Origin of the sequence: Saccharothrix longispora, assembly GCF_031455225.1 — a bacterium.
Taxonomy (GTDB): Bacteria; Actinomycetota; Actinomycetes; order Mycobacteriales; family Pseudonocardiaceae; genus Actinosynnema; species Actinosynnema longispora.
In genome coordinates, this window is the sequence record NZ_JAVDSG010000001.1 from 7,422,183 (window position 1) to 7,447,992 (window position 25,810).

General features: G+C 72.8%; 27 protein-coding genes and 1 tRNA gene. 19 read left to right on the forward strand and 9 right to left on the reverse strand.

The window, feature by feature from the left end:
• Positions 1-57 precede the first annotated feature (57 nt).
• Genes J2S66_RS32345 through J2S66_RS32360 form a run of 4 tightly spaced genes read left to right on the forward strand, consistent with a single transcriptional unit; the run spans position 58 to position 3,856 of the window.
• Positions 58-981 (forward strand): ABC transporter permease, encoded by a 924-nt coding sequence (locus J2S66_RS32345; RefSeq protein WP_310312121.1) that lies wholly within the window; start codon positions 58-60, stop codon positions 979-981.
• Positions 974-1,873, forward strand: coding sequence for an ABC transporter permease (locus J2S66_RS32350; protein ID WP_310312124.1), 900 nt, complete (start codon positions 974-976; stop codon positions 1,871-1,873). Before J2S66_RS32345 ends, J2S66_RS32350 begins: the two co-directional genes overlap by 8 nt.
• 8 nt (positions 1,874-1,881) lie before the next feature.
• Complete coding sequence (locus J2S66_RS32355) at positions 1,882-2,868, forward strand: ABC transporter ATP-binding protein (RefSeq protein WP_310312127.1); 987 nt, start codon at positions 1,882-1,884, stop codon at positions 2,866-2,868.
• Positions 2,861-3,856, forward strand: a complete 996-nt coding sequence (locus tag J2S66_RS32360; RefSeq protein WP_310312130.1) for an ABC transporter ATP-binding protein — start codon at positions 2,861-2,863, stop codon at positions 3,854-3,856. The genes J2S66_RS32355 and J2S66_RS32360 overlap by 8 nt, the downstream gene beginning before the upstream one ends.
• A gap of 48 nt (positions 3,857-3,904) precedes the next feature.
• Here the strand turns inward: J2S66_RS32360 and J2S66_RS32365 are convergent, their stop codons facing one another.
• A complete protein-coding gene (locus J2S66_RS32365) occupies positions 3,905-4,456 on the reverse strand; it encodes an RICIN domain-containing protein (protein ID WP_310312134.1) in 552 nt (183 codons plus the stop codon).
• A gap of 126 nt (positions 4,457-4,582) precedes the next feature.
• On the opposite strand from J2S66_RS32365, the gene J2S66_RS32370 reads away from it, so the two are divergent.
• Entirely contained in the window at positions 4,583-5,029 is a 447-nt protein-coding gene (locus J2S66_RS32370; RefSeq protein ID WP_310312138.1) for a helix-turn-helix domain-containing protein, read from the forward strand.
• Positions 5,030-5,083: 54 nt separating this feature from the next.
• Here J2S66_RS32370 and J2S66_RS32375 read toward each other — a convergent pair whose 3' ends face one another.
• Positions 5,084-6,568, reverse strand: coding sequence for a S10 family peptidase (locus J2S66_RS32375; protein WP_310312141.1), 1,485 nt, complete (start codon positions 6,566-6,568; stop codon positions 5,084-5,086).
• Positions 6,569-6,598: 30 nt separating this feature from the next.
• Between J2S66_RS32375 and J2S66_RS32380 the strand changes: the two genes are divergently transcribed.
• The 13 genes from J2S66_RS32380 to J2S66_RS32440 all read left to right on the forward strand — a co-directional run bounded on the left by J2S66_RS32380 (position 6,599) and on the right by J2S66_RS32440 (position 16,210).
• Entirely contained in the window at positions 6,599-7,300 is a 702-nt protein-coding gene (locus J2S66_RS32380) for a uracil-DNA glycosylase (RefSeq protein WP_310312142.1), read from the forward strand.
• A 52-nt stretch (positions 7,301-7,352) separates the two neighbouring features.
• Complete coding sequence (locus J2S66_RS32385; RefSeq protein ID WP_310312145.1) at positions 7,353-7,634, forward strand: type II toxin-antitoxin system RelE/ParE family toxin; 282 nt, start codon at positions 7,353-7,355, stop codon at positions 7,632-7,634.
• Positions 7,635-7,645: 11 nt separating this feature from the next.
• A complete protein-coding gene (locus J2S66_RS32390) occupies positions 7,646-7,945 on the forward strand; it encodes a HigA family addiction module antitoxin (RefSeq protein ID WP_310312148.1) in 300 nt (99 codons plus the stop codon).
• A 111-nt stretch (positions 7,946-8,056) separates the two neighbouring features.
• Positions 8,057-8,716, forward strand: a complete 660-nt coding sequence (locus tag J2S66_RS32395; protein ID WP_310312153.1) for a DUF4129 domain-containing protein — start codon at positions 8,057-8,059, stop codon at positions 8,714-8,716.
• On the forward strand, positions 8,713-9,177 hold the full coding sequence (locus J2S66_RS32400) for a hypothetical protein (RefSeq protein ID WP_310312156.1): 465 nt from the start codon (positions 8,713-8,715) through the stop codon (positions 9,175-9,177). Before J2S66_RS32395 ends, J2S66_RS32400 begins: the two co-directional genes overlap by 4 nt.
• Before the next feature lie 35 nt (positions 9,178-9,212).
• The gene (locus J2S66_RS32405) at positions 9,213-10,166 is read left to right on the forward strand and encodes an AAA family ATPase (protein WP_374726229.1); all 954 of its coding nucleotides are present in this window, start codon (positions 9,213-9,215) and stop codon (positions 10,164-10,166) included.
• Positions 10,163-11,506: a DUF58 domain-containing protein gene (locus J2S66_RS32410; protein WP_310312162.1), complete on the forward strand. Its 1,344-nt coding sequence runs from the start codon at positions 10,163-10,165 to the stop codon at positions 11,504-11,506. The genes J2S66_RS32405 and J2S66_RS32410 overlap by 4 nt, the downstream gene beginning before the upstream one ends.
• Positions 11,503-12,054, forward strand: coding sequence for a hypothetical protein (locus tag J2S66_RS32415; RefSeq protein ID WP_310312165.1), 552 nt, complete (start codon positions 11,503-11,505; stop codon positions 12,052-12,054). Before J2S66_RS32410 ends, J2S66_RS32415 begins: the two co-directional genes overlap by 4 nt.
• Positions 12,055-12,224: 170 nt before the next feature.
• Positions 12,225-13,550: an NAD(P)/FAD-dependent oxidoreductase gene (locus tag J2S66_RS32420; RefSeq protein WP_310312168.1), complete on the forward strand. Its 1,326-nt coding sequence runs from the start codon at positions 12,225-12,227 to the stop codon at positions 13,548-13,550.
• 195 nt (positions 13,551-13,745) lie between these two features.
• Complete coding sequence (locus tag J2S66_RS32425; RefSeq protein WP_306745824.1) at positions 13,746-13,868, forward strand: hypothetical protein; 123 nt, start codon at positions 13,746-13,748, stop codon at positions 13,866-13,868.
• Positions 13,869-13,870: 2 nt separating this feature from the next.
• Positions 13,871-14,998: an ATP-grasp domain-containing protein gene (locus J2S66_RS32430; protein ID WP_310312173.1), complete on the forward strand. Its 1,128-nt coding sequence runs from the start codon at positions 13,871-13,873 to the stop codon at positions 14,996-14,998.
• Positions 14,979-16,049 (forward strand): SagB family peptide dehydrogenase, encoded by a 1,071-nt coding sequence (locus J2S66_RS32435; protein WP_310312176.1) that lies wholly within the window; start codon positions 14,979-14,981, stop codon positions 16,047-16,049. The genes J2S66_RS32430 and J2S66_RS32435 overlap by 20 nt, the downstream gene beginning before the upstream one ends.
• Before the next feature lie 87 nt (positions 16,050-16,136).
• Positions 16,137-16,210 (forward strand) — tRNA-Leu (locus J2S66_RS32440).
• 131 nt (positions 16,211-16,341) lie between these two features.
• On the opposite strand, the gene J2S66_RS32445 is transcribed toward J2S66_RS32440, so the two are convergent.
• The 6 genes from J2S66_RS32445 to J2S66_RS32470 all read right to left on the reverse strand — a co-directional run bounded on the left by J2S66_RS32445 (position 16,342) and on the right by J2S66_RS32470 (position 23,333).
• A complete protein-coding gene (locus J2S66_RS32445) occupies positions 16,342-17,973 on the reverse strand; it encodes a DUF885 domain-containing protein (protein ID WP_310312178.1) in 1,632 nt (543 codons plus the stop codon).
• Between the two features lie 56 nt (positions 17,974-18,029).
• Positions 18,030-18,677 carry a LuxR C-terminal-related transcriptional regulator gene (locus tag J2S66_RS32450; protein WP_310312179.1) on the reverse strand — a complete coding sequence of 216 codons (648 nt, stop codon included), beginning with the start codon at positions 18,675-18,677 and terminating at the stop codon, positions 18,030-18,032.
• Positions 18,629-19,909 (reverse strand): sensor histidine kinase, encoded by a 1,281-nt coding sequence (locus J2S66_RS32455; RefSeq protein WP_310312181.1) that lies wholly within the window; start codon positions 19,907-19,909, stop codon positions 18,629-18,631. The genes J2S66_RS32450 and J2S66_RS32455 overlap by 49 nt, the downstream gene beginning before the upstream one ends.
• 76 nt (positions 19,910-19,985) lie before the next feature.
• Entirely contained in the window at positions 19,986-21,143 is a 1,158-nt protein-coding gene (locus J2S66_RS32460) for a polysaccharide deacetylase family protein (protein ID WP_310312183.1), read from the reverse strand.
• A gap of 40 nt (positions 21,144-21,183) precedes the next feature.
• Positions 21,184-21,888 (reverse strand): class F sortase, encoded by a 705-nt coding sequence (locus J2S66_RS32465; protein ID WP_310312185.1) that lies wholly within the window; start codon positions 21,886-21,888, stop codon positions 21,184-21,186.
• A gap of 17 nt (positions 21,889-21,905) precedes the next feature.
• On the reverse strand, positions 21,906-23,333 hold the full coding sequence (locus J2S66_RS32470) for an MSCRAMM family protein (RefSeq protein ID WP_310312186.1): 1,428 nt from the start codon (positions 23,331-23,333) through the stop codon (positions 21,906-21,908).
• A gap of 232 nt (positions 23,334-23,565) precedes the next feature.
• Here J2S66_RS32470 and J2S66_RS32475 point away from each other — a divergent pair, with 232 nt between their 5' ends.
• Positions 23,566-24,390, forward strand: a complete 825-nt coding sequence (locus J2S66_RS32475) for a Bax inhibitor-1/YccA family protein (protein ID WP_310312189.1) — start codon at positions 23,566-23,568, stop codon at positions 24,388-24,390.
• Positions 24,391-24,578: 188 nt separating this feature from the next.
• Here J2S66_RS32475 and J2S66_RS32480 read toward each other — a convergent pair whose 3' ends face one another.
• Entirely contained in the window at positions 24,579-25,799 is a 1,221-nt protein-coding gene (locus J2S66_RS32480; RefSeq protein ID WP_310312192.1) for an acetyl-CoA C-acetyltransferase, read from the reverse strand.
• Positions 25,800-25,810 lie beyond the last annotated feature (11 nt).

Here is a 25,810-nt window from a genome sequence, read left to right on the forward strand (position 1 = left end):
CGGTCCGGCGCCCCCGCGGGGTGGCGGCGGACCGGCCCCCGGCGGTGGGAGGCTCCGTTGGGGCGCTACGTGCTGCGCAGGCTGCTCCAGATGGTCCCGGTGTTCCTCGGGACGACGTTCCTGATCTACGCGATGGTGTGGGCGGTCCCCGGCGACCCGTTCGAGGGCAAGTGCGGCGAGCGCGACTGCCCCGAGTCGTACGTGTCGGCGATGCGGGACCGGTTCAACCTCGACGACCCGCTGCTCGTGCAGTACGGCAAGTACCTGCTGAACCTGCTCCAGGGCGACTTCGGGCTCACCTCGTCGGGCCTCCAGGTCGCCGACCGGATCGCGGCCACGTTCCCCGTCACGCTCAAGCTCGCCCTGGTGGCGCTGGTGGTCGAGGCCGTCATCGGCATCACCGCCGGCGTGGTCTCCGGCCTGCGCAACCGCGGCTTCCTGGACAGCCTCGTGCTGGTGTCGACGCTGTTCCTGATCTCCATCCCGGTGTTCGTCACCGGGTACGTGGTGCAGCTCGTGTTCGGCCTCCAGCTCGGCTGGATCTCGCCGACCGTGACGTCGCCGACGGTCGGCAGCCTGATCGTGCCCGGCTTCGTGCTGGCCTCGCTGTCCATGGCGTACGTGGCGCGGCTGTCGCGGGCGAGCATCTCGGAGAACCGGCGCGCGGACTACGTGCGCACGGCGCTGGCCAAGGGCCTGCCGCCGCGCCGGGTGGTGGGCGTGCACCTGCTGCGCAACTCGCTGATCCCGGTGATCACGTTCCTGGGCACGGACCTGGGCGCGTTCCTCGGCGGCGCCATCGTCACCGAGGGCATCTTCAACGTGCCCGGCGTCGGCGGCCTGGTGTTCCGGTCGATCCTCACCAAGGACGGCGCGATGGTGACCGGCGTGGTGACCGTCCTGGTGCTCGTGTACCTGCTGATGACGCTGCTGGTGGACCTCCTCTACGCCGTCCTGGACCCGAGGATTCGCTATGACTGAGCAGATCGCCTCGCTGGTCGAGGACCGCCCGCGCGGGCTGTTCGGCGACGCCTGGCACACCCTGCGCCACCGGGCGCTGTTCTGGGTGGCCGTGTCGATCATCCTGCTGGTCGTGCTGATGGCCGTGTTCCCGGGGCTGTTCGCGTCCGGCGACCCGAACCTGGCGCAGCTGTCCCGCTCGCGCGGCGCGCCGTCGTCGGAGGCGTGGTTCGGCTACGACAACCAGGGCTACGACATCTACACGCGGGTCGTGCACGGCGCGCGGGCGTCCGTCGTGGTCGGTCTGCTGTCCACGGTGGGCGTCGTGCTGGTCGGCGCGTCGATCGGCATGCTGGCCGGGTTCTACGGCGGCTGGCTCGACGCGGTGGTGTCGCGGATCGCCGACGTGTTCGTGGGCGTGCCGTTCGTGCTCGGCGCGATCGTCATCCTCACCACCCTCAACGCGGGCGGTGACGCCGGACCGGTGCGGATCGTCGCGCAGGTCGTGCTGTCGATCTCGGCGCTGTCGTGGCCGGTGGCCATGCGGATCATGCGGTCCACCGCCATCGCCGCCAAGCAGCAGGACTACGTGAAGGCGGCGCGGGCGCTGGGCGCGCCGTCGTCCCGGATCATCGCCGAGCACATGCTGCCCAACTGCGTCGCGCCCGTGCTCGTGTACTCCACGATCGCGCTGGGCGCGTTCATCGGGGCCGAGGCGACCCTGTCCTACCTGGGCATCGGGTTGCGACAACCCGTCGTGTCGTGGGGCGTGATGATCAACAGCGCCAAGGACTACCTGCGGGTGGCGCCGCACGCCCTGCTGTTCCCGGCCGGGTTCCTGACCGCGACCGTGCTGGCGTTCGTGATGCTGGGCGACGCCGTGCGCGAAGCCCTCGACCCCAAGTTGCGGTGAGGTGGGCTGTGCTGGAAGTCGAAGACCTGCACGTGGAGTTCCGCACCCGTGACGGCGTGGCGCGGGTGCTCAACGGCGTGACCTACCGCGTGCACGCGGGCGAGACGCTGGCCGTGCTCGGCGAGTCCGGGTCCGGCAAGAGCGTCACCGCGCAGGCCGTCATGGGCATCCTGGACACGCCGCCCGCGTTCGTCACCCGCGGTTCCGTGCGGTTCCACGGGGAGGAGCTGCTGACCGCCTCGCCGGAGCGGCGGCGCGCGGTGCGGGCCTCCGGCGTGGCGATGATCTTCCAGGACGCGCTGTCCGCGCTGAACCCGGTGTTCACCGTGGGGTTCCAGATCGAGGAACAGCTGCGGTTGCGGCGCGGGATGACGCGCAAGGAGGCGCGGGCGCGGGCGGTCGAGCTGCTGGACCTGGTGCGCATCCCGTCGGCGAAGCAGCGGGTGCGCGAGTACCCGCACCAGTTCTCCGGCGGGATGCGGCAGCGGGCGATGATCGCGATGGCGCTCGCCCTCGACCCCGAGGTGCTGATCGCCGACGAGCCGACGACGGCGCTGGACGTGACCGTGCAGGCGCAGATCATGGACCTGCTGCGCGAGATCCAGCGCGAGCGGTCGATGGGGCTGGTGCTGATCACGCACGACCTGGGCGTGGTCGCGGAGGTCGCCGACCGGATCGCGGTGATGTACGCGGGGCGGATCGTGGAGGAGGCCGACGCGGTGTCGCTGTTCCGCTCGCCCGGCCACCCGTACACGGCGGCGCTGATGCGGTCGCTGCCGAGGCTGGACTCGTCGAAGCACTCGGCGCTGGAGACCATCCGGGGGCTGCCGCCGAGCCTGCTGCGCATCCCGCCGGGGTGCCCGTTCCACCCGCGCTGCCCGCGCGCCGAGGCCGTGTGCGCGGTGGACGTGCCCGCGTTCGTGCCGCTGGGGCCGGTGCCCGGCGTCGGGCGGGGCAGTGCGTGCCACTTCGCGGAGGAGGTCGTCCGTGGCTGAGCTGCTGGAGGTCCGGGACCTGGTCAAGCACTTCCCGGTAACGCGCGGGGTGCTGTTCCGGCGGACGGTCGGGCGCGTGCGGGCCGTGGACGGCGTGTCGTTCTCGCTGCGGGCGGGGGAGACCCTGGGCGTGGTGGGCGAGTCGGGGTGCGGCAAGTCGACGCTCGCGCAGGTGCTGATGCGCCTGGAGCCGCCCACGTCCGGGACGGCGCTGTTCGAGGGCGCGCCGATGTTCTCGCTGCGCGGTCCGGCCCTGAAGGCGTGGCGGCGCGACATGCAGATCGTGCTCCAGGACCCGTACACGTCGCTGAACCCGAGGATGACGGTCGGCGACATCGTCGGCGAGCCGTTCGACATCCACCCGGAGGTGGCGCCGCGCGGGTCGCGGGCCGGGCGGGTGCGCGAGCTGCTCGACGTGGTGGGCCTGAACCCGGAGCACATCAACCGCTACCCGCACCAGTTCTCCGGCGGCCAGCGGCAGCGCATCGGCATCGCGCGGGCGCTGGCGCTGCGCCCGAAGGTGATCGTGTGCGACGAGCCGGTGTCCGCGCTGGACGTGTCCATCCAGGCGCAGGTGATGAACCTGCTGGCGTCGTTGCAGGCCGAGTTCGGGCTGTCCTACGTGTTCATCGCGCACGACCTGTCCGTGGTGCGGCACCTGTCCGACCGGGTGGCCGTGATGTACCTCGGGAAGATCGTGGAGATCGGCACCGAGCGGGAGATCTACGAGCACCCCACGCACCCGTACACGCAGGCGCTGCTGTCGGCCGTGCCGGTGCCCGACCCGTCGCTGCGCGGGCAGCGGGACGTGATCCGGCTGACCGGCGACGTGCCGTCCCCGATCGACCCGCCGTCGGGCTGCCGGTTCCGCACGCGGTGCTGGAAGGCGCGGGACGTGTGCGCGGCGGAGGAGCCCGCCCTGATCACCCGGGCCGGCGGTCACCCCAGCGCGTGCCACTTCGCCGAGGAGCGCCACGTGGTGCCGTGACGCGGCGCGGGCCGACCCCGGGAGGTCGGCCCGCACTCGTCGGTCGGATCAGATGAAGAAGAGCCAGTACTGGTCGGTGAGGTCCGCGCAGGTGTACTGGAAGGCGGCCGACCCGTTGGCGCCGCCCTGCACCACCAGGCACTTGCCGCTGTTGACGTTGCGCAGCTGGACGTAGCCGCCGCCCTTGTTGACGGCTGTCCAATACTGGTCGGCGAGGTTGGCGCAGGTGTACTGGAAGGCGCCGGCCCCGTTGGCGCCGCCCTGCACCACCAGGCACTTGCCGCTGTTCAGGTTGCGCAGCTGGAAGGTGCCGCCACCCTTGTCGTCGACCGCCCAGTACTGGTCGGCGAGGTAGGTGCAGGTGTACTGGAAGGCGCCGGCCCCGTTGGCGCCGCCCTGCACCACCAGGCACTTGCCGCTGTTGCCGTTGTACATGAACCACGGGCCGTCGGCGGCCTGGGCCGGCGAGGCCACCGCCGAAGCCGAGGACGGGGTGGCCGGCGCGCCGTCGGCGGGCGCGGCCGTGGCGGTCGAGGACGTGGCGACGAGCGCCAGGGTGCTGAGCAGGGTGAGAACTAAACTGGCGAAGAGCTTGCGCATGACTTCCCCCTCGTGTCGGAGTGAGCACACCCAACATAACGAAGGTGCAGGTCAAGACGTCGAGTAAAGTTTAATGAACAGTATGTGATCTGCATCACGTGCTGTTGGGTACGATGAGGAGGTCCGGTGCCACCTTCGGGAGCGCGGCGCACCCTGGCGCAGGCGCTGACCAGGTTGATCGACGAGAAGGCGAAGCGCGAAGGCGAGGCGTCCGTCGCGGACCAGGCGATCGGCGAGGCCATCGGCAAGTCGCGGACGACGGTGTGGAAGCTGCGGACCGGGCAGGAGGTCAACCCGAAGGTCGAGACGCTGGAGGCCCTGGCCCGCTACTTCGGCGTCCGGGTCGCCCACTTCCTCGACGAGGACGACGTCGCCGACGACGAGCTCGCAGCACTCGCCGCCGCCCGGCGGCTCCGGGAGGCGGGGGAGAAGCACGGCGTGCCGGACGTCAACGCCCGCCTGGCCGGTCTCTCGCCGGTGGCCCTGGCCGCGGTCGCCCGGCTCATCGAGCGGCTCGGCGACCCCGAGCGGTCCGGCGACCCCGAGGGGCAAGTCCCGTCCGATGTGGACTGACGTGTCGCGGGCGTCCCGGCGCGGTGGTGGCGCGGCCACCGCGTCGGGACGGGATCAGCGGGTCGAGGCGGACTGGACGAAGGCGGCCAGGTCCTTCGACTGCTGCACGCGGCTGGGCTCGTGGACGTACATCATGTGCCCGGCGGGGTAGTAGGCGTGCTCGACGTTGGCGAGCAGCGCGGCGGGGACGCGGAGGTGCGCCACCACGTGCTCGGCCGCGTAGTACGGGGTCGCGCCGTCGAGGTGGCCGTAGGCGATGTGGACCTTCAGGTGCGGGTTGGCGCGCATCGCCGCCGCCAGCTTGTCGGCCACCGTGACGTGCTTGCCCTCGAACTCCTTGTACGACCACGGCCGCACGTTGCCGGTCAGGATCTCGTACGGCAGATCGTTCTCGTAGCCCAGCTCGGCGCGCACGTAGTGGTTCAGCGCCGCCGTGTACGGCCCGAGGATCGCCGAGTACGACGGGTCCTGGCTGAAGTGCTCGCGGCCGTGGTCGTCCTCCGGACCGGTGAAGCGCGAGTCCAGCCGGCCGACGACCTGGCGCCGGTCGCGCAGCAGCTCGGTGAAGAACCGGACGTGCTCGATCCGCAGGTCCACGCGGTCCACGTAGTCGACCGACAGGCCGGTGAGGGACGCGAGCCTGGTCACGGCGGCCTCGCGCTCCTCGGCGGTCAGCCGGTTGCCGCGCGCCAGCGCCCACGGGTAGTCGCGGGAGGCGAAGTCCTCGGCGTCGGCCAGCACGTCCTCCAGCGGGCGGTCGCCGTGCAGGCCGTGGTAGTGCGCGATCGCCGCGTACGTGGGCAGGAACAGGGTGTGCGGCAGGTCGTTGCCCTCGCTGAAGTCCAGCGTGGCGAAGTCCAGGACGGACGAGATGAGCATCAGTCCGTTGAGGTACATGCCGTAGCGGGTCTGGAGGTAGTCGGCGAGCCCGGCGGCGCGGGTCGTGCCGTACGACTCGCCCGCGAGGAACTTCGGCGACATCCACCGGCCGTTGCGCGACGTCCACAACCGGATCACCTCGCCGACGGACTCCAGGTCGCCCTGGAAGCCGTGGTACTGGCCCGGCTTCTCGCCCTTCACGGCCCGCGAGTAGCCGGTGGACACCGGGTCGATGAACACGAGGTCGCTGTGCGCGAGGAGCGTCTCGGCGTTGTCGACCAGGTCGTACGGCGGGGGCACCAGGTCGTCCACGTCACCGGAGACCACCCGGCGGGGCCCGAGCAGGCCCAGGTGGAGCCACACGCTGGAGGACCCGGGGCCGCCGTTGAACGCGAACGTCACCGGCCGCCGCGCGGCGTCGGCGCCGTCCAGGGTGTACGCGGTGACGAAGACCTCGGCCTTCGGCTGGTGCCCGTCGAACGTGCCCTCGGTCAGCACCTCCTGGCGCAGCACCACCCGACCGGTGGTCGTGGTGTAGTTCAGCTTGCGCCGCTTGACGGTGATGCTGTGCTGGGTGGTGACCAGGTCGTCGGTGGGGAGGTCCTGCGCGGAGTCCTTCCCGGCGTCCTCGGGCTGCTCGTCGGTGGTCTTGTCCGTCATGGTCGAACTCTACGATCGGAGCCGAGGTCCGTGCTCGACCTTTCCGCCCTGGACGAACGCGTTACCAGTTGCCGCGCCTGTCCCCGCCTGGTGGCGTGGCGCGAGGAGGTCGCGCGGGTCAAGCGGGCCGCGTTCCGCGATCAGGTCTACTGGGGTCGGCCGGTGCCCGGGTTCGGGCCGGCGGACGCGCGGCTGGCGGTCGTGGGCCTCGCCCCGGCCGCGCACGGCGCCAACCGCACGGGCCGCATGTTCACCGGCGACCGCTCGGGTGACTTCCTGTACGAGGCGATGCACGCCGTGGGCCTGGCCACCCAGCCGACCGCCACGCACCCCGGTGACGGCCTGGAGCTGATCGGCACCCGCATCACCGCCCCGGTCAAGTGCGCCCCGCCGGAGAACAAGCCGACCCCGGAGGAGCGCGACAACTGCCGTCCGTGGCTGGTCCGGGAGCTGGAGCTGCTGCGGCCGACGCTGCGGGCGGTGCTCGTGCTCGGCGGGTTCGGCTGGCAGGCCCTGCTGCCGGTGCTGGCGTCGTGCTGGACGGTCCCCCGCCCGCGCCCGGTGTTCGGCCACGGCACGCACGTGGTGCTGGAGGCGCACGACGGGGGCGAGCCGCTGCACCTGTTCGGCTGCTTCCACGTCAGCCAGCAGAACACCTTCACGGGTCGCCTGACCCAGTCGATGGCGCGCGACGTCCTGGACCGCGCCAAGACCGCTGCCGGACTCGGGTGATCAGACGGCATAACGCTGGACGTTAATAACGGAACCCGTTATACTTGGACGGGTGTTGCGATCGTTCGCGAACAGGGAGACTGAGCGGGTATGGCAACGGAGTCGTTCGCGAGCACTTGATCCGAACGTCCAACGGGTCGCGTTGCGCAAGCTCGCCATCCTGGATGCCGCGGAGAACCTGGAAGACCTGCGGGTGCCGCCCGGCAACCGCTTGGAGAAGCTCCAGGGCGACCGTGCGGGGCAGCACAGCATCCGGATCAACCAGCAATGGCGCATCTGCTTCCGCTGGACGGAGGCCGGGCCGGAGAACGTCGAGATCGTGGACTACCACTGAAGGGAGCTAGGATGACCGACGAGATCATGCCTCCCGTTCACCCCGGCGAGATCCTCGACGAGGAGTACCTCGGACCGCTCGGGGTGACCCAGCACCGCCTCGCGGTCGCCATCGGAGTCCCACCGCGCCGCATCAACGAGATCGTGCACGGCAAGCGCGGGATCACGGCGGACACCGCGCTGCGGCTGGCCCGGTTCTTCGGGACGTCCGAGCGGTTCTGGCTCAACCTGCAATCCCGTTACGAACTCGAACGGGAGAAGGACCGCCTGGCACAGGAGTTGGCTCGAATCCGACCGTTGGCGAGCGCGTGAGGCGCTCTACCGCGACGTCCTGAGCCAGGCCGGGACCACGACCGGATTCACTCGTGGGGGTTCTGCCGAATGCCGGGCGGGTGATGCGGGGCGCACGGCATCCTGGGGACCATGAAGCCCCGGCTCGCGATCGTGCTCCTCACCGGGGCCGCGCTCGTCCTGGTGGCGTTGGCCGCGCGCGGCTCGTCGCCGGTCCGGTACGCGGACCTGCCCGGCGGCGCGGGCGACACCCCGCCGCCGCCCGCGCCCACCACCGACGAGCTGGACACCGGCACGGCCGGCTCGGTGGTCGGCGGGTCGTTCGCCGCGCTGCTGATCGTGCTGGTCGCGGTGACGCTGATCGTCGTGGTGGGGCTGCTGCTCTCGCTCGGCCTGCACCGCCGCCGCCGTCGCGCGGGACGTGGCGGGGTGGTCGACGCGCCGGTGCTCGACCCCGGGCACGCGGAGGCGTCCGCGATCCTGCTGCGCCGCGCCACCGAGGCGCTGGCCGACCTGCGGGACAACCGGGGCGGACCGCCGGGGGACGCGGTGGTCGCCGCCTGGCTCGCGCTGGAACGCGCCGCCGAGGACAGCGGGGTCCCCCGGAAGGGGCACCAGACGCCCACCGAGTTCACCGGGGAGCTGCTCACCCGCCACCGGGTCGACGAGGACGCGGCGGGCACGCTGCGCCGCGTCTACCAGCGCGCCCGGTTCGGCACCGCCGAGGTGACCGAGGAGGACGCCCGCACGGCCGCCTCGGCCCTGGAGCGCGTCGTGCGGGACCTCGGGTGACGCCCCTCGCCGGGCTCGGCCGGGCCTGCGTGCTGGCCGCCGTCGCCGCCGCGGTCACCGCCTTCGCGCTGACCAGGTTCGGGGCGCCGGTGCACTGGGCGGTGCTGTGCGCGCTGCCCGCGGGCGGGGTGGCGCTGCTCGTCGCACGCCTGCCGCGCGCCACCGACGTCGTCTGGTCGCCGCCGCCCGCGCACGTCGCCGGCGCCACCACCACCCAGGCGAGCGCGCTCGCCGGGCGGCTCGCCGAGGCCGCCGTCGACCAGGACCGCTTCGCCACCCGCGTCCAGCCGCGCCTGCGCCGCCTCGCCGAGGCCCGGTTGCGGCAGCGGCACGGCATCCCGGACGTGCACGACCCGAGGGCGGCCGGCGTCCTCGGCCCCGAGCTGCACCGCCTGCTCACCGACCCGACCGCGCCGCTGCCCGAGCCCGCGGAGCTCGTCGACCTCCTGGAGGAGCTGTGAACGCGCCCACGCCCGGTGCCATCGAGCCGGGGGCCATCGAGCCCGGTGCCATCGCGACCGAGGCGAAGGCCGTGCTGGCCGCCGTCGGCACCGTCGTCGTGGGCCGGGAGCGGTCGCTGCGGCTCGCGCTCGCGGCGATCCTCGCCGGCGGCCACGTGCTGCTGGAGGACGTGCCCGGCCTGGGCAAGACGCTGATGGCGCGCAGCCTCGCGCAGGCGCTGAAGCTGGAGTTCACCCGCCTCCAGTGCACGCCCGACCTGCTGCCCGCGGACGTCACCGGCTCGTTCCTCTACGACCCGGCCGACCGCGGGTTCACCTTCCGCGAGGGCCCGCTGTTCACCGGCCTGCTGCTGGCCGACGAGATCAACCGCACCCCGCCCAAGACGCAGTCCGCGCTGCTGGAGGCCATGCAGGAGCGGCAGGTCACGGTCGAGGGCCGCACGTTCCCGCTGCCGCGCCCCTTCCACGTGCTGGCCACCGCGAACCCGGTCGAGTACGAGGGCACCTACCCGCTGCCGGAGGCCCAGCTCGACCGGTTCCTGCTGCGCCTGGACATCGGCTACCCGCCGCCCGAGGAGGAGGTCGAGGTGCTGCGCCGCAGGCTGGCCCGGCAGCGCGAGGAGACCGAGGTGGAACCGGTGCTCGACACGGAGCGGCTGCGCCTGCTCCAGCAGGGCGTCGAACGGGTCGCCGTGGACGACGACGTGCTGCGCTACTGCGTCGACCTGGCTTCGGCGACCCGGGGGCACGGCGCCGTCGAGGTCGGGGCGTCACCGCGCGGCGCGCAGGCGCTGGTGCTCGTCGCCCGCGCCCTGGCCGTGCTCGACGGCCGCGACTACGTGCTGCCCGAGGACGTGAAGGAGTGCGCGGTGCCCGCGCTGGCGCACCGCCTGACGCTGCGCCCGGAGACGTGGACGTCCGGCACCACGGGCGTGGAGGTGGTCACCGAGCTGCTGGGGCGGGTGCCCGGCCCGGCGAGCAGCAGGTGAACCGGCCCCAGCGGCTCCGGGAGGCGTTCACCGGCGGCCGGGGCGCGCACTGGCACGCCACCGACGCCCTGGTGCGGGGCCTCGCGCTGGGGGTCGGCCTGGTCGTCGTCGGCGGGCTGCTGCACCGGGTCGAGCTGGTGCTGATCGGCGCGCCGCTGCTGGTGTCGACGCTGCTCGCGCTGACCGCGCCGGTCGGCGGCACGCCCGGGGTCGAGGTCCGCGGCCTGTCCCGCACGGGCGAGGTCGGCGCGGCGACGTCCGCCGTCGTGGTCGACCCCGGCCGGGGCGCCGAGCTGCTGGCGATCCGGCTGCCCGCCGCGGGCGAGGGCATCGGCCCGGTGCACCTGCTGGCCGCCGGGCCGCGCGAGATCGAGGTCGTGCTGCGGCGCGGCGCGTGGGGCGAGGGCGTCGACCTGCGGCCCGACCACCTGGTCGCGGGACCGGACGCGCTGCTCGTGCACGGTCCCGTCACGGCGCCCGAGCGCGGCCGGGTGATCCTGCCGCCGGTGGAGGCGCTGCCCGCCGGCCTGCTGCCCGCGCGGGCGGTGGGCCTGGTCGGCGCGCACCGGTCGCGGAGACCGGGCGACTCGGTGGAGCTGCGCGACATCCGGCTGTTCCAGCCGGGCGACCGGCTGCGGCGCGTCGACTGGCGGGTGTCGCTGCGCAGCGGCGCGATGGCCGGGTCGCCCGCGGGGGCGAACCTGCACGTCCGCGAGCACCACGCGGAGGCCGACGCGGACGTCGTGCTCGCCCTGGACACCCGCCTGGACGTGGGCGCGGAGCTGGGCGAGTGGTCGGCGGCGGTGCGCGACGCCACGGTGCGGCGCGGCGGCAGCCTCGACCTCGCGGTGCGCGCGGCGGCGTCGCTGGCCGCCGGCTACCTGCGGCAGGGCGACCGGGTGGGCCTGGCCGACCTGGGCCGGCCGCAGCTCGGCGTGCGGCCCGGCGCGGGGCGGCGGCAGCTGCTGCGGCTGCGCAACCAGCTCGTGGTGTGCGCGCGGTCCGCCGGGTGGGCGCAGCGGCTCGTGCTGCGGCCCGAGCAGGTGCCGCACGGCGCGCTGGTGGTGGTGCTGTCGACGTTCCTGGACGCGGACGCGGTGGAGCTGGCCGTGCACGCCGCCCGGCGCGGCAACGTCGTGCTGGCGGTGGACGTGCTGCCCTCGCCGCTGCGCGCCGACCGGGACTCGCCGTGGGGCGGGGCCGCGGCGGCGGTCGTCGGGTTGGAGCACGAGGTGCGGCTGGAGGCGATGCGGCGGCACGGCGTGGCCGTCGTCGCGTGGGGCGCGCCGATCGCGGACGTGCTGCGGCAGGCGCGCGGTGCGCGGAGGGTGGCGCGGTGAGCCCCGGGGAAGGGCTGGGGAGCGGGGTCGACCGGGGCCGACCGGCCGCGCGGCTGGGGCGGGGCCTGCCGGGGTGGACCCTGCGGGCGGCCGTCGTCGCGGTCTGCGCCGCCGTGGCCGGGGTGCTCGCCGCGAACGGCGTCGAGGGGCTCGCGCTCGTCCTCTACCTGGTGCTGGCCGCCGCCGCGGCGGCGATCCCGGCGTCCGCGGCGGTCGCGCTGCTGATCGCCTACCCGGCGGCGGCGATCGTGTTCGTGTCCGACGAGCCGCGCTGGCCGGCGGTGTTCGCGCTGGTCGTGCTGCTGCACCTGCTGCACCTGCTGGCGGCCTACGCGGCGCTCGTGCCGGTCCGGTCCCGCGTGCACCCGGAAGCGTTGAGGGCGCCGGCCAGGAGGTTCGCCGGCGTGCAGCTGGGCGTGTTCGCCCTCGGCGGCGTGGTGCTCCTGTCGCCGGGCGGCCGGACGGACGCGCCGGTCGAGGTGATCGGGCTGCTGTGCGCTCTCGGCCTCGCCGTCGGGGTGGTCCTCCTGCTGCGCCGGAAGGGCTGAGGAAAGGGGCTCCCGGGCTCAGCGCGAGCTGATCGTCTGGATCGTTCCTCTCAGCGGGTTCGCCTCTCTGTCCTGGTCAGCGGCGGCGTGGTCACCGTCACCCGGCGACAGTGGTCACAACGGGCCTCGCCGATGCGCGCCGATGCCCCTTCCGGTGGGACCATGTGCGTATGGCTGCTGTGAAGTCGCAACCCACACGGATCGTGATCGTCGGCGGTGGGTACGTCGGCATGTACACCGCGCTGGGTCTGCAGAGGAAGCTGCGCTCCGGCGAGGCGTCCGTGACGGTGATCGACCCCCAGCCGCACATGACCTACCAGCCGTTCCTCCCCGAGGCGGCGGCCGGCTCCATCGAGCCGCGCCACGTCGTGGTGCCGCTGCGCAAGGTGCTCAACCGCTGCCACGTCGTCACCGGCCGCGCGACGAAGATCGAGCACTCGCGCAAGACCGTCACCGTCTCGCTCGCCGACGGCCACGTCGAGGAGTTCGAGTACGACGTGCTGGTCTCGGCGCTGGGCGCCATCTCGCGCACCCTGCCGATCCCCGGCCTGCCCGAGGTCGGCATCGGCATGAAGACCATCGGTGAGGCCATCTACCTGCGCAACCACGTGCTGTCGCGGCTGGACCAGGCGGCCAGCACGAACGACCCGGAGCTGCGCAAGCGCCTGCTGAGCTTCGTGGTCATCGGCGGCGGCTTCGCGGGCATCGAGACGCTGGCGGAGCTGGAGGACATGGCCCGCTACGCGCTGCGCTACTACGAGGGCCTCAAGCACTCGGACATGCACTGGGTGCTGGTCGAGGCGACCAACCGGATCATGCCCGAGGTGAGCGCCCGGCTCGGCGTCTACACGGTCGAGCAGCTGGAGAAGCGCGGCATCACCTGCTACCTCGACACCCGGGTGAAGTCGATGGAGGGCGGCCGCGTCGTCCTCGACGACGGCACGGAGTTCGACTCGGACACCATCATCTGGACGGCCGGCATGAAGGCCAACCCGATGCTGCGCGACACCGACCTGCCGCTGGACCCGCGCGGTCGCGTGCAGTGCACCGCCGCGATGCAGGTCGTGGGCCTGCCGGGCGTGTGGGCCGCCGGCGACTGCTCGGCCGTGCCGGACCTGTCGCGCACCGAGGAGGACCCGACGGCGACCTGCGTGCCCAACGCGCAGCACGCCATCCGCCAGTCGAAGCTGCTCGCGAAGAACATCGTGGCGAGCCTGCGCGGCGGCAAGCCGAAGGACTACCACCACAAGTACGTGGGCTCGGTGGCCGGGCTCGGCCTCTACAAGGGCGTCGCGGACGTGTACGGCATCCGCCTCAAGGGCGTCGTCGCGTGGTTCATGCACCGCACCTACCACGTGATGTTCATGCCCACGGTGAACCGGAAGTTCCGGGTGTTCGTGGACTGGACGCAGGCGCTGTTCTCGGGGCGCGAGGTCGTCGCGCTCGGTCAGATCCACGAGCCGAAGGCCGAGTTCGACCGCGCGACCAAGAGCTGAAAATGCGAACGGTCCTCGTGACGCTCCGCCGTTCGGGCGCGGCGACGCGAGGGCCGTCTGGCTCAGCGTCTCAACTTGAGCGCCCGATCGGGCTAATGTCCACGCTGTTGTCTTGACATTGCGTAACGTGAACCCGAGAATACGGCTGGTGTATCGCCTGAATGCGTGATGCACAGTGGGAGAGAGGTGACCGCGATGTCTCTCGAGGAGCTGGCCGCACAGCTTCGCCGCGGTGAGATCGAGGATCGCGCGCTGGCAGAGTACTCCGCGGAGTACGCCACCGCGGAAAAACGTTTCAACAGCAAGAAAGACGACTGAGCATGACCGCTGCCGGCCGGGGGGACGAACCAGTCCCCCCGGCCGACGCCGTCAGAGCCGCCCCACCGGTCAGGCCCACCCCGCTGCTGCTGCAAGGCCAGGACTACCTCTTCCGCTCCCAGCCGAAGAACCTGGACTTCCAGGAGCAGGTGCACAAGCTCGGGATGGTCGACGAGGGCGACGGCAGCCCCGTGCCCTGCGTGCTCGTCCTGGCCCGCGCCGCCGACATGGAGATGAACGAGCTCTCCATCGCGCTCGCCGAGCGCGGCATCCGGATGGCCCGCATCGACGCCGACCGCTCGACGGACCTCCCCCTCACCGTCTACACCGACCAGCCGCTGCTGGAGCTGGACCGCTGGCTGCTGCGTCCGCTGCTGGTCTGGCGCAGGCACTTCGAGCTGGCGTCCATCCCGGTCGAACCCGGCACGCTGGCCGGCGCGTACGCCGTGGACCAGTGGGGCGCGGTGGCGAACTGGCTGGCGAGCCGGGGCGACTGGGCGCACGTCAACCCCAGCCGGGCGACCGCACACCTCGACCGGCTCACCCAGCTGTCGGACGCCGCCGCGTTCGGGCTGCGCGTACCGCGCACCGCGGTGACCACCAGGCCGGGGCGCACCCGGCCCGGCGGCGCGCGGTGCATCGTCAAGACCTCCGGGCGGCACCTGCTCGAACCGCGCCCCGGGATGCAGCACGGCCTGTTCCCCCGTCCGCTGGAGACCAGCCGCGCCGGTGACGTGCCCGAGTCCGCGCCGGTCATCGTGCAGGAGTACGTGCCGTCCGAGACCGAGTTGCGGGTGTTCGTGGTCGGGGAGGAGTGCCTGGCCTTCCAGGTGGACAAGCTGGACCCCGCGCAGCTGTGGGTGGACCCCGGCGCGGTCCGGGTGAGCCCGGTCGACGTGCCGCGCGGGCTGGCCGACCGGCTGCTGGCGCTGGCGCGGCACTGGCGGCTCCAGGTGGCCGCGTTCGACCTGCTCGTCGCGGGCGGCGACCACGTGTTCCTGGAGGTCAACGTCAACTGCGACTGGCGCTGGTTCGAGCACCGCGCCGGTGACGACCGGGTGTCGCAGGCTGTGCACGGGTGGGTGGCGGCGCGGTTCAAGGAGCTCCTGGGTGCGGGCAAAGGTCGCTGAGCACGCGACGCTGTTCTACCAGGACGGCGCCGTGGTCTGGGACGACTACCTGCACCACCGGCAGTTCGCGATCAGCGAGACCGCGGAGCTGCTGTGCCGCAAGTTCACCGGGTTCACCGACGTCGACGAGCTGCTGGCCCCGCTGGAGGAGGCGGACCGGGTCGCGCTGCGCAAGGTGGTCGACGAGCTGGTCGAGGCGGGCGTGCTGGTCGTGGAGGGCTCGCCGCGCCACGAGGAGGAACGCCGCCTGGTCGCCGGCTGGCGCGGGTGGGGACCGTCGGCCCGGCACTTCCACTTCGCCAGCCGCACCCTGGCCGATGCCCCGTACCAGGGCTCCGACGAGCACGACGCCGCGCTGGAGGCGAAGCTCGCCGTGGAGCCGCCGCCCCCGCCGTTCCGCAGCACCGGCGGCCCCGCCGTGCCGCTGCCACCGCTGCCGGAGGCCCCCGACTGGGCCGGGCGGGGTCTGCTGGACGTGCTGCTGGCCCGCCGCACGACGCGCGAGTTCGGCGACGCCCCCGTCACCGCGGCGCGGCTGGGCGAGCTGCTGGCCGTGCTCGGCGGCCCGTCCCCCACCCGGTCGCGCATCGGGCGCACCGGCACGGTGTTCAAGACCAGCCCGTCCGGCGGCGGGCGGCACCCGGTGGAGCTGTACCTGCACGCGCGCGGCGTCGTCGGGCTGGACGACGGGTGGCACCACTACGACGGGCTCGCGCACGCGCTGGAGCCGATCGGGGTGTGCTGGGGGCCCGCGGAGATGGCCGCGGCGGCGGGGGACCAGGACTGGGTCGGGGGCGCGCCGGTGGTGATCGCGTACACCGGACTACTCGAACGGACTAGATGGCGTTACGACACGTCACGGGCTTACCGTGTTGTCCAAATGGACGTCGGCCATCTGTCGCAAACCGCATATCTGGTTGCTTCCGCTCTGGGTTTTGGTATCGGCTTCACCGCAGCATTGCGGGATGAGCTGCTGGAACAGGCACTCGGCTGTGACGCTTATCACGAAGTCGTACTCGGCATGAGCGCACTGGGTCCATTACCCGAATGAGCGCAATAGCGGTTGGCATTGAGCCGTGCGGGCGACTTGTTGTGAACCCGCCCCACGAACGCTGGGTAACGGCTTAAGCTCCCGGCTGCCCCCGTAGCCCAATGGGCAGAGGCAGGCTCCTTAAAAGAGTCACAGTACGGGTTCGAATCCCGTCGGGGGCACGTCACGCGTGCTTCGAGTTCACCCATCCGCCTGGTGGCCGGACACCGCACCCATACGACGTGCCGGTTTCACCCGCACCGGTATCGGCGTGCCGCGTGGGGGACCCCGTTCCGGAGTCCCCCACGTGCCGTCACCCGCGGGCGCGCACCCAGTCGGCGACGACCTCGCCGAGCACGGACAGCGGCAGCGCGCCGCCGCCGATCAGCACGTCGTGGAACGCCCGGACGTCGAACCGGTCGCCCAGCGCCCGCTCGGCCTCCTCGCGGATGCGCAGGATCTCCAGCCTGCCCACCATGTACGCCAGCGCCTGGCCGGGCGCGGCGAGGTAGCGGTCGACCTCGTTCTCGATCTCCACGAGCGCCAGCGGCGTGTTCTCGCGCAGGTAGTCCACGCCCCGCTGCCTGCTCCAACCGTGCGCGTGCAGGCCGGTGTCCACGACGAGCCGCCCGGCGCGCATCGAGTCCAGCGCCAGCATCCCCAGCCGGGCCACGTCCGAGGAGTACAGGCCCATCTCGTCGGCCAACCGCTCGGTGTAGAGGCCCCAGCCCTCCGAGTAGGCGGTGAAGCCGGCGACGCGGCGCAGCAGCGGCAGGTCGGTGAGCTGCTGGGCGAGCGTGATCTGGAAGTGGTGCCCCGGCACGGCCTCGTGGAACGCGATGGCCTCGGCCTGGTAGCGGAACCGCTCCTCGACGCGGTGGGTGTTCGCGAAGTAGGTGCCCTGCCGCGTCCCGTCCAGCGACGGCGGCATGTAGTACGCGGTGGGCGCGCCCGGCGCGTCGGCGGCGGGCACCGCCTCGACCCGGCAGCGCTGCTCCGGCAGCCGGCCGAACCAGCGCGGTGCGGCCTCCTCCGCCCGGGTCACGGCCTCGCGGGCGGCGTCGAGCAGCTCCTCCTCGGAGGTCCAGCGCAGCTCCGGGTCGGTGCGCATCCGCTCGAAGACCTCGGCCGGGTCGGACGTGCCGAACACGCGGGCGCCCAGCTCGGCGTACTCGTCGCGGAGCTTCGCCATCACGTCCAGACCGGTCCGGTGCAGCTCCTCCGGCGTGCGGTCGGTCGTCGTCTGCACCCGGGCCAGCGCCGCGTACGTCGCATCGCCGCCGGGCAGCCAGCTCAGGCCCGCGCGGTCCTCGGGCCGGGCGTCGAGGCCCGCGACGACGTCGCGGTACTCGGCGAACGCGGGGCGCACGACCTCGGCGAGCAGGCGGTCCCGCTGCGCGGTGAACGCCTCGCCGCCCGCGGGCCGGGCCAGCGGGTCCTCGTCGGCGGCCAGGTAGCGGTCCAGGTGCGCGACGGCCGCGTCGACCAGGCGCCGCACGGGCGTGCGGCCCGCCGTCGCGCCGTCCAGGTGCCGCTTCGCCACCCGGCGCAGGAACTCCGGCACCGCGGCCAGCCGGTCCAGGTAGGCCCGCTCGGACTCCTCGCCGGACAGCGCGGTCATCGGCAGCACGGTCAGCACCTCGCCCGCCGGGGCGAAGAACGAGTCGGTGATCGTGTACTCCACGCCGCGCGCGTCGAGGTGGTCCACCAGCGCCTCGGCCTGCCGCACGACCACGGACGCGGTCACCGGGTCGTCGTCGGCGGGCAGCGCGCGGGCGCGGTCGGCGATGTCCAGCGCCCGCGCCCGGATCGCCTCCTCGGTCCCGACCCGGTGGTCGGGCAGCAGGTGGTCGTAGCCCGGCACGCCGTTCACCGTCGCGCCCAGCGGCGAGTGGGACAGCACCAGGTCGAGCAGTTCGTCGGCCAACTCGGCGGTCGTAGCCATGCGCTCCCCTTGGTCCGTGGTGGGAAAACCGAATGGTACTTAGCCTAAGAAACGATTTACACCCGGTCCAAATAGGCGAGGACCGCGAGCACCCGCCGGTTGTCGTCCTCGGACATCGGCAGCCCGAGCTTCCCGAAGATGTTCGCGATGTGTTTGCCGACCGCTTTCTCCGTCACGAACAGGCGCGTCGCGATCGCCCCGTTCGAACGGCCCTCCGCCATCAGCGAGAGGACTTCCCGCTCACGCGGGGTCAACGTGGTCAGCGGGCGGTCGCGCGCGCCCCGCGCGAGCAGTTGCGTGATGACTTCCGGGTCCATCGCGGTACCGCCCGAAGCGACCCGGCGGATCGCGTCCACGAACTGCCGCACGTCCGACACCCGGTCCTTGAGCAGGTAGCCGACCGCCCCGCCCCGGTCGGACAGCAGCTCCCGCGCGTACAGCTGCTCGACGTACTGCGAGAGCACCAGCACGGGCAGGCCGGGCACCCGCTTGCGCGCCTCGATCGCCGCGCGCAGGCCCTCGTCGGTGAACGTCGGCGGCAGGCGCACGTCGACCACCGCCACGTCCGGGCGGTGGTCGAGGAGGGCGTCGAGGAGCGCGGGACCGGAGTCGACCGCCTCGACGACGTCGAAGTCGTAGGCCCGCAGCAGCCGGATCAGGCCGTCCCGGAGGAGGACGAGGTCTTCACCGAGGACAACTCGCACGGCAGCTCCATGGTCACGATGGTCGGCCCGCCCACCGGGCTCGCGACCCCGAGTGTGCCGTCGAACGCGGCGAGCCGGCGCTCGATCCCGCGCAGACCGCCGCCCTCGGCCGGTTCCGCGCCGCCGCGCCCGTTGTCGCCGATCATCAGGGCCAGCCTGCCGCCCTCGTGCCGGACGCGGACCCACGCGCCGGTCGCGCCGCTGTGCTTGGCCACGTTCGTCAGGCTCTCGGCGACCGCGAAGTAGGCGGCCGACTCGACCGGCGCCTCGGGGCGGCCGTCCAGCTCCAGGTCCACCTCCACCGGCAGGGGGTGCGCCAGGGCCAGGGCGCGCACCGCGCCGTCGAGGCCCCGGTCGGCGAGCACCGGCGGGTGGATGCCGCGCACGAGGTCGCGCAGCTCGGCCAGCGCCAGCGACGACGACTGCCGGGCCTCGACGACCAGCTCGCGGGCCGCCCGCGGGTCACGGGCCAGCAGCTCCTCGGCCATGCCCAGGCTCATGCCGAGGGCGACGAGGCGGGCCTGCGCGCCGTCGTGCAGGTCGCGCTCGATGCGGCGCAGCTCGGCGGCCTGGGCGTCGACCGTGTCGGCGCGCGAGTCGGACAGCGCGCGGACCCGGTCGGTGAGCGCGGCGGTGGCGCTCGGTGCGAGCAGCAGCCTCACCACGCGGGCGTGCAGCACGGCGGCGCGCGGCGTGACCCACCAGGCCGCCGCCAGGTAGGCCGCGCCCAGGAACGGGGCCGCCACGAAACCGCCGGGGGTGTCGGCGTCGACGAGGGTGAACTCGACCTCCCGCCCGCCCGCCAGCCACAGCAGCGGCACCAGGAACCCGAAGGCGCCACCCAGCCACAGCGCCGGGGGCAGCACGCCGAAGAACACGCCCGCGACCGCGTTCACCGGCAGGAACGCCAGGTCGCGCCACGTCGCCGGGTCGGTGGCGATCGTGCGGACCCGGGTCATCGGGCCCCGGTTGGCGGGCAGCCGGTAGGGCGGCGGGACCTCGGTGTCGAGCACCCTCCCCGCCCACGTGCGGAAGAACCCGGCGTAGTGGCGGACCAGTGCGGTCACCAGGAGCAGCAGCGGCACCCCCACGGTCACCAGGACCATCGGGTAGGTGACCAGCTGGAGCGGGACGAGCGGCAGCCCCACCAGGCACAGCGGTGTCCGCAGGAGCCCCCGTGCGGCCTGGGCGATCCGGGCGCGGGCGTCGCGCACGAGGTCGTGGTCCGTCATGCCCCGGATTCTTCCGGTCCGCTCCCGCCTGCGCGGTGGGGCCAACCCCCCGACTCGCGCCCCGGCGGACGCCGGGTCAGTTGACCGCGGCCGGGATGCGGCGCAGGTGGTCGAGCACCACCGGGTCCTGCAACTGCATCCACTGCACGACCTCGGTGTAGGTCGCGCACACCGTCTCGGGCTTCGCGCACACCTCGCCGAGGAACCCCTCCACCGCGCCGCTGAACGCCCCGCCGGCCCACTCGTTGAAGTGGTTGCCGATCACGATCGGCGCGCGGTTGCCGTTGAACGCCCCCTGGTACACCGAGCGGTACGTGTCCAGCACGATCCGCGTGAAGTCCGCGGCCCGGTGCGGTTCCTCCTTCGCACCGTTGAGCGCGAACCAGAGGTTGTAGTCCATCATCACGACCTGCTTGCCCAGGGCGGGCACGCGGACCTCGGGCATCGGGAATTCCCACACGCCGTCCCGCACGTAGGGCCACACCACGCCCAGGCTCACGTGGCTGGTGTCGTAGACCAGGCCGTGGCCCCGCATCGCCGGGAACGCCTGGTCCCAGTCGCCCTCCAGGCACGGCGTGCGCCCGCCCCGGACGTTCGCCGGGTCGAGCGCGAAGCCCCGCTGCCGCGCCTGCTCCACGATCGCGAAGAACCGGTCCAGCTCGTCGTTCCACTGCGCGGTGTCCCAGCTGCCGACGTTCGGCTCGTCGCCCGTGCAGTAGTGGCCGTTGTAGTGGGTGCCGATCTCGTGGCCGGCGGCGATCGCGTCGTTGAGGTAGCCGATGCGCAGCTCCACGTCGGCGCGGGACCCGCCGAACCCGATCGACGAGTAGCCCGGCTGGTGACCGGGGCCGGTGTAGGTCGCGGCGTCGTCGTCCGGGACCAGGTAGACGCCCGACAGCAGGCCGGTGACGTGCGCGCCCACGCCGGCGGCGAGCGGCATGATCCGATCCCAGTGCGGCTTGGACGCCGCGCCGTCGAAGGAGAACAGCACGAACTGGGGCGGCTTCTCACCGGGCTGCATCCGGCGCATCCAGGACGGCGGGGTGGCGGGCACCGGGACGGTCGGCGGGGCGGCCGCGGACGTGCCGCCGGTGGGGCGCGGCGCCATCGGGAGGGGGGCGGCGAGGTCGCCGGCGTCGGTGGTCGGCCCCGGGTCGCGGGCGCCCAGCACGGCCAGCACCACGAGGGTGAGCGCCAGCGCGACGCCCGTCGAGACCCAGCCCCATCGCTTCACGACCACAGGACGACCCGGCGCGGTCGGAGGTTGCCTCCCGTCACGCCGGCGTCGCGATCACCACGCGGTTCTCCTCGTAACCGGTGCTGCCGCCGACCCACCGCCCGCCGCACGTCACCAGCACCAACCGGTGGGGCCCACGCGGCCCGAACAGCTCGACGGCCCGGTTCGGCAGGTCGTCCTTGCGGACCGCCTCGACCTGCGTGACGGTGAAGGCGAAGGACTTCCCGCCGGTGTCGACCACGGTGACCCGCTGCCCGGTGGCCGAGCGCCACAGCTCGTCGAACGGGCCGGTCATGCCCTTCCAGTTCACGTGCCCGGCCAGGACCGTGGCGCCCTCGGCCGCGCCCAGGTCCACGCCCCACCAGGTCGCCTCGCCCACGCCCTCGGGCACCGGCAGGACGCCGTCGGCGGTGACCTCCTCGCGGACCAGCGTCGCCAGGCCGCCCTGCGGGAGCCGGACCGTGCCGGGCCGCTGCTGCGCCGGCTGCTGCTGTTGCTGCTGCTGTTGGGCGGGCGGCTGAGTGGTCGGCGGGGGCGGCGACGCGGGCGCGTTCGCCCCGACCGGCAGCCCGGCCAGGTCCGCGCCCCGGCCCGAGCGGGCGCTGTCGCCCAACGGGTGCGGCACGACCGCGTCCGCCGGGGTGGGCGCCCCGGCCTGCACGACCTCGGCGGAACGGGTGACGACCAGCGCGGCGGAGGCGAGCAGGGCCGCCACCGCCACGCCGGTCACCAGTGCTCTCACGTGCGCGTCATCCGGTCTCAGGCCCGCTCGGCGGCCCGACGGCGGGCCAGCAGGCCCACCAGCGCGACACCGACCAGCAGCACGCCGCCGAAGCCGACCAGGCCGCCGGCGCGCACCTCGGACGTGAACGACGCCGTGGCCACGACGCCCGCGCCGTCCGCGCCGGCCGGGATCGTGATGGGCACGATCGGCTTGTCCGGCTTGTTCTTCAGCGCCACGGACAGGGTCTGCCCCGGTTCCACCCGGCCGCACACCTTCGGCGGGGCGTTCGGGTCGAAGTGCTCCTGGTAGCCCTTGGCCGCGGCGACCTCGATGACGCAGATCTCCTGCGGGGTGCGCAGGTCCGGCACCGTCGCCAGGCCGTCCGCGCCGCTCTGGAGCACGATCGGCTGGCCCTCCGGGCCGGTCAGGTCCGTGTCGTCCTGCCGCTTGGCCGGCGTCCTGCCGTCGGCGGCGGTGACCTTCAGCGCCACGCCCGCGATGGCCTTGCCGGTCTCCTCGTCGGTCTTGGCGACCTGGACGACGCCGGGCGCGGTCTTCGCGGTGGTCGACGCGTTCGCCGCCAGCGGCTTCTCGCCGCCGGTGGTGACGATCCGCTGCATGTCCGCGTTGTTCGCGGGCACCTGCACGCGCGGCCGGTCGGCCGGGCCGTTGAGCGAGACGCTGAACGACGGGTTCGGACCGGTCGGCACGACCTTCACGGCGAGCGCCTCGCCGTCGGTCGGCGTGGTGAGCTGCCCGGTGGTCGAGCCGTCCTCCAGGGTGGCGTCGGTCAGCTCGACGGTCACCGGCAGACCGGTGACCTGGCCGCCGCCGGTCTTGGTGACGTCCACCACCCACGTGTCGGGGCTGCCGATGACCTGGTCCTCCTCGGGCGCGCTGACCTTGGCCGCCCACGGCCCGCGGTTGGCCTCCGCGTCGGCCCGCAGCCGGTCCACCGCCTTCTGCGCCTGCCCGAACTCGGGCCTGCCGAGCTGGTCGTAGTGGAACTGCTCGTTGTAGGCGATGTGCCGGAAGTCGCTCGCCGGGTCCAGCGAGATCTCCCGCCCGGGGTCCGGGGCCGCCGTCCACGAGTGCAGCAGGTGCGCGAGCGCGGCGGCCTCGTCGGGCGACGTCGTGTTCGCGTAGCGGAGCAGCAGGTAGGAGATGTTCGCGGCGACGTCGGCGGGCAGCGGCGCGCCGCCCTTGGTGAGCAGTTCGTCGCCGTCCTTGTAGGGGACGTTGCTGTCCGGGGCGAGCAGCGAGTACTGCACGCACCAGACGCGCTGGCCGTTCCACTCGTAGGAACCGAGCCAGTCCCCCTGGCCCGCGGGCTTGCCCTGGTAGCCCTGGGCGGCCACCTCGTACCCGAGACCCTCCTTCGGATCGGCGTCCGCCGTGGCGGGCAGGGTGAGCAGGGCCACGCCGGCGGCCAACGCGGCACCGGCGAGTCGTCTCCGCCTCATGATTTTCAGTTACCCCTCGGGCGCGTCCGACAAGAGCTGCCGCTGGCAGCCTTACGGGTGGGTGATCGCCGCGACAAGCCTCCAGCGGGGTGGATCTCCGACTACGCTCCGCCACAGGGGTGTGGATGTGAGATCGACAGCCCGAGTAAAGTCACTTTTACCCGACGGGAACGAATCGACTCGTGTGGTCGTTGGACCCCGTGACGGCGTAAGAACGCCACAGGAGGACGAGGTGCGCACCACCAGCAACCCCGCGTTCCGCAACCTGCCGACAGGCGGCGGACAGCAGGCAGGATTCGGCCAGCCCTACGGCCAGCCGTACGGGCAGCAGCAGTACGGGGCCGAGCAGTACGGCGGCTACCAGGGCGCGCCGCCGGTCGCCGGCGAGCGCCCGATCACCATCGACGACGTGGTGACCAAGACCGCGATGACCCTCGCGCTCACCCTGGTCACCGGCTTCATCTCGGCGTGGCTGGTGCTGTCCGGCCAGGTCGCGCCCTTCGCGCTGATGCTGCCGGGCCTCATCATCGGCCTGGTCGTGTCGCTGGTCATCATCTTCAAGCGGAAGCCGAGCGCTCCGCTGGTGCTGACCTACGCGGCGGCCGAGGGCGTGTTCCTCGGTGGCATCACCGGTGTGTTCGAGAGCTTCTTCCCGGGCATCGCCTGGCAGGCCATCCTCGGCACGTTCGGTGTCTTCGGCGCCATGCTCGTGGTCTACAAGACGGGTGCGATCCGCGTCACGCCGCGCCTGACCAAGTGGATCATCGGCGCGACCGTCGGCGCCGCGGTGCTGATGCTGGGCAACCTGGTGATGGGCCTGTTCGGCGTGAACATGGGCCTGCGCGACGGCGGCACGCTCGCCATCGTGTTCTCGCTCGTCGTGATCGGCATCGCCGCGTTCAACTTCCTGCTCGACTTCGAGTCGGCGAACGAGATGATCCGCTCGGGCGTCCCGTCGAAGTGGGCCTGGTGGGCGGCGTTCGGCCTGATGACCACCCTGGTGTGGCTCTACCTGGAGATCCTGCGCCTGCTCTCCTACCTCCAGAGCGGCGACTGACCTCCCGCACCGCGCACACGACGAGGGCGCCCCGGCCGATCGGCCGGGGCGCCCTTCGTCGTCCACCGCGTGTCGTAAGTTCACGCCCCGAGTGTCGTAAGTCCAGGGCCCGCGTGTCGTAAGTCCAGGCCCCGCGAGTCCTGCGTTCAGGCCCCGCGAGTTCTACGTTCACGACCCCGCGGCGCGTCCTAGCTGAGCCGCTCGATCACCATCGCCATGCCCTGGCCACCGCCCACGCACATGGTCTCCAGGCCGAACTGCTTGTCGTGGAACCGCAGTGAGTTGATCAACGTCGTGGTGATCCGGGCGCCGGTCATGCCGAACGGGTGGCCCACCGCGATCGCGCCGCCGTTGACGTTCAGCCGGTCCAGGTCGATGCCCAGGTCCCGGTAGGACGGGATGACCTGCGCGGCGAACGCCTCGTTGATCTCGACCAGGTCGATGTCGCCGATGGACAGGCCCGCGAGCTTCAGCGCCCGCTTGGACGCCTCCACCGGGCCGAGCCCCATGATCTCCGGCGACAGCCCCGACACGCCGGTCGACACGATCCGCGCCAGCGGCGTGATGCCCAGCTCCTTGGCCTTGGTGTCGCTCATGACCACCAGGGCCGCCGCGCCGTCGTTGAGCGGGCAGCAGTTGCCCGCGGTCACGCGGCCGTCGGGCCGGAACACCGGCTTGAGCCCGGAGACGCCCTCCAGGGTGACGCCGGCGCGCGGGCCGTCGTCGGCGGACACCGTGCTGCCGTCCGGCAGGGTGATCGGGGTGATCTCGCGGGCCCAGAAGCCGTTGGCGATGGCCTGCTCGGCGAGGTTCTGCGAGCGGACGCCGAACTCGTCCATCTCCTGGCGGGAGACGCCCTTGAGGCGGGCGAGGTTCTCGGCGGTCTGCCCCATGGCGATGTAGACGTCGGGCAGCGAGCCGTTCTCGCGCGGGTCCACCCACTCGTCCGCGCCGTCCTGGGCGGTCGTCGCCGTGCGGCCCTCGGCCTCGGCGAACAGCGGGTTGTGCGTGTCGGGCCACGAGTCCGACGAACCCCGGGCGAAGCTCGACACGGTCTCGACGCCCGCGCTGACGAACACGTCGCCCTCGCCCGCCTTGATGGCGTGCAGGGCCATGCGGGTCGTCTGCACGCTGGACGCGCAGTAGCGGGTGACGGTGGTGCCGGGCAGGTTGTCGTGCCCGGCGAGCACGGCGACGACGCGGGCCATGTTGAAGCCCTGCTCACCGCCGGGCAGCCCGCAGCCGAGCATGAGGTCGTCGATGTCGGCGGGGTCCAGCTCCGGGACCTTCGCCAGCGCGGCCTTGAGGACCTGCACGGTGAGGTCGTCGGCGCGCACGTCCTTGAGCGATCCCTTGCCCGCGCGCCCGATGGGCGACCGGGCGGCGGAGACGATCACGGCTTCCGGCATCACGGAACTCC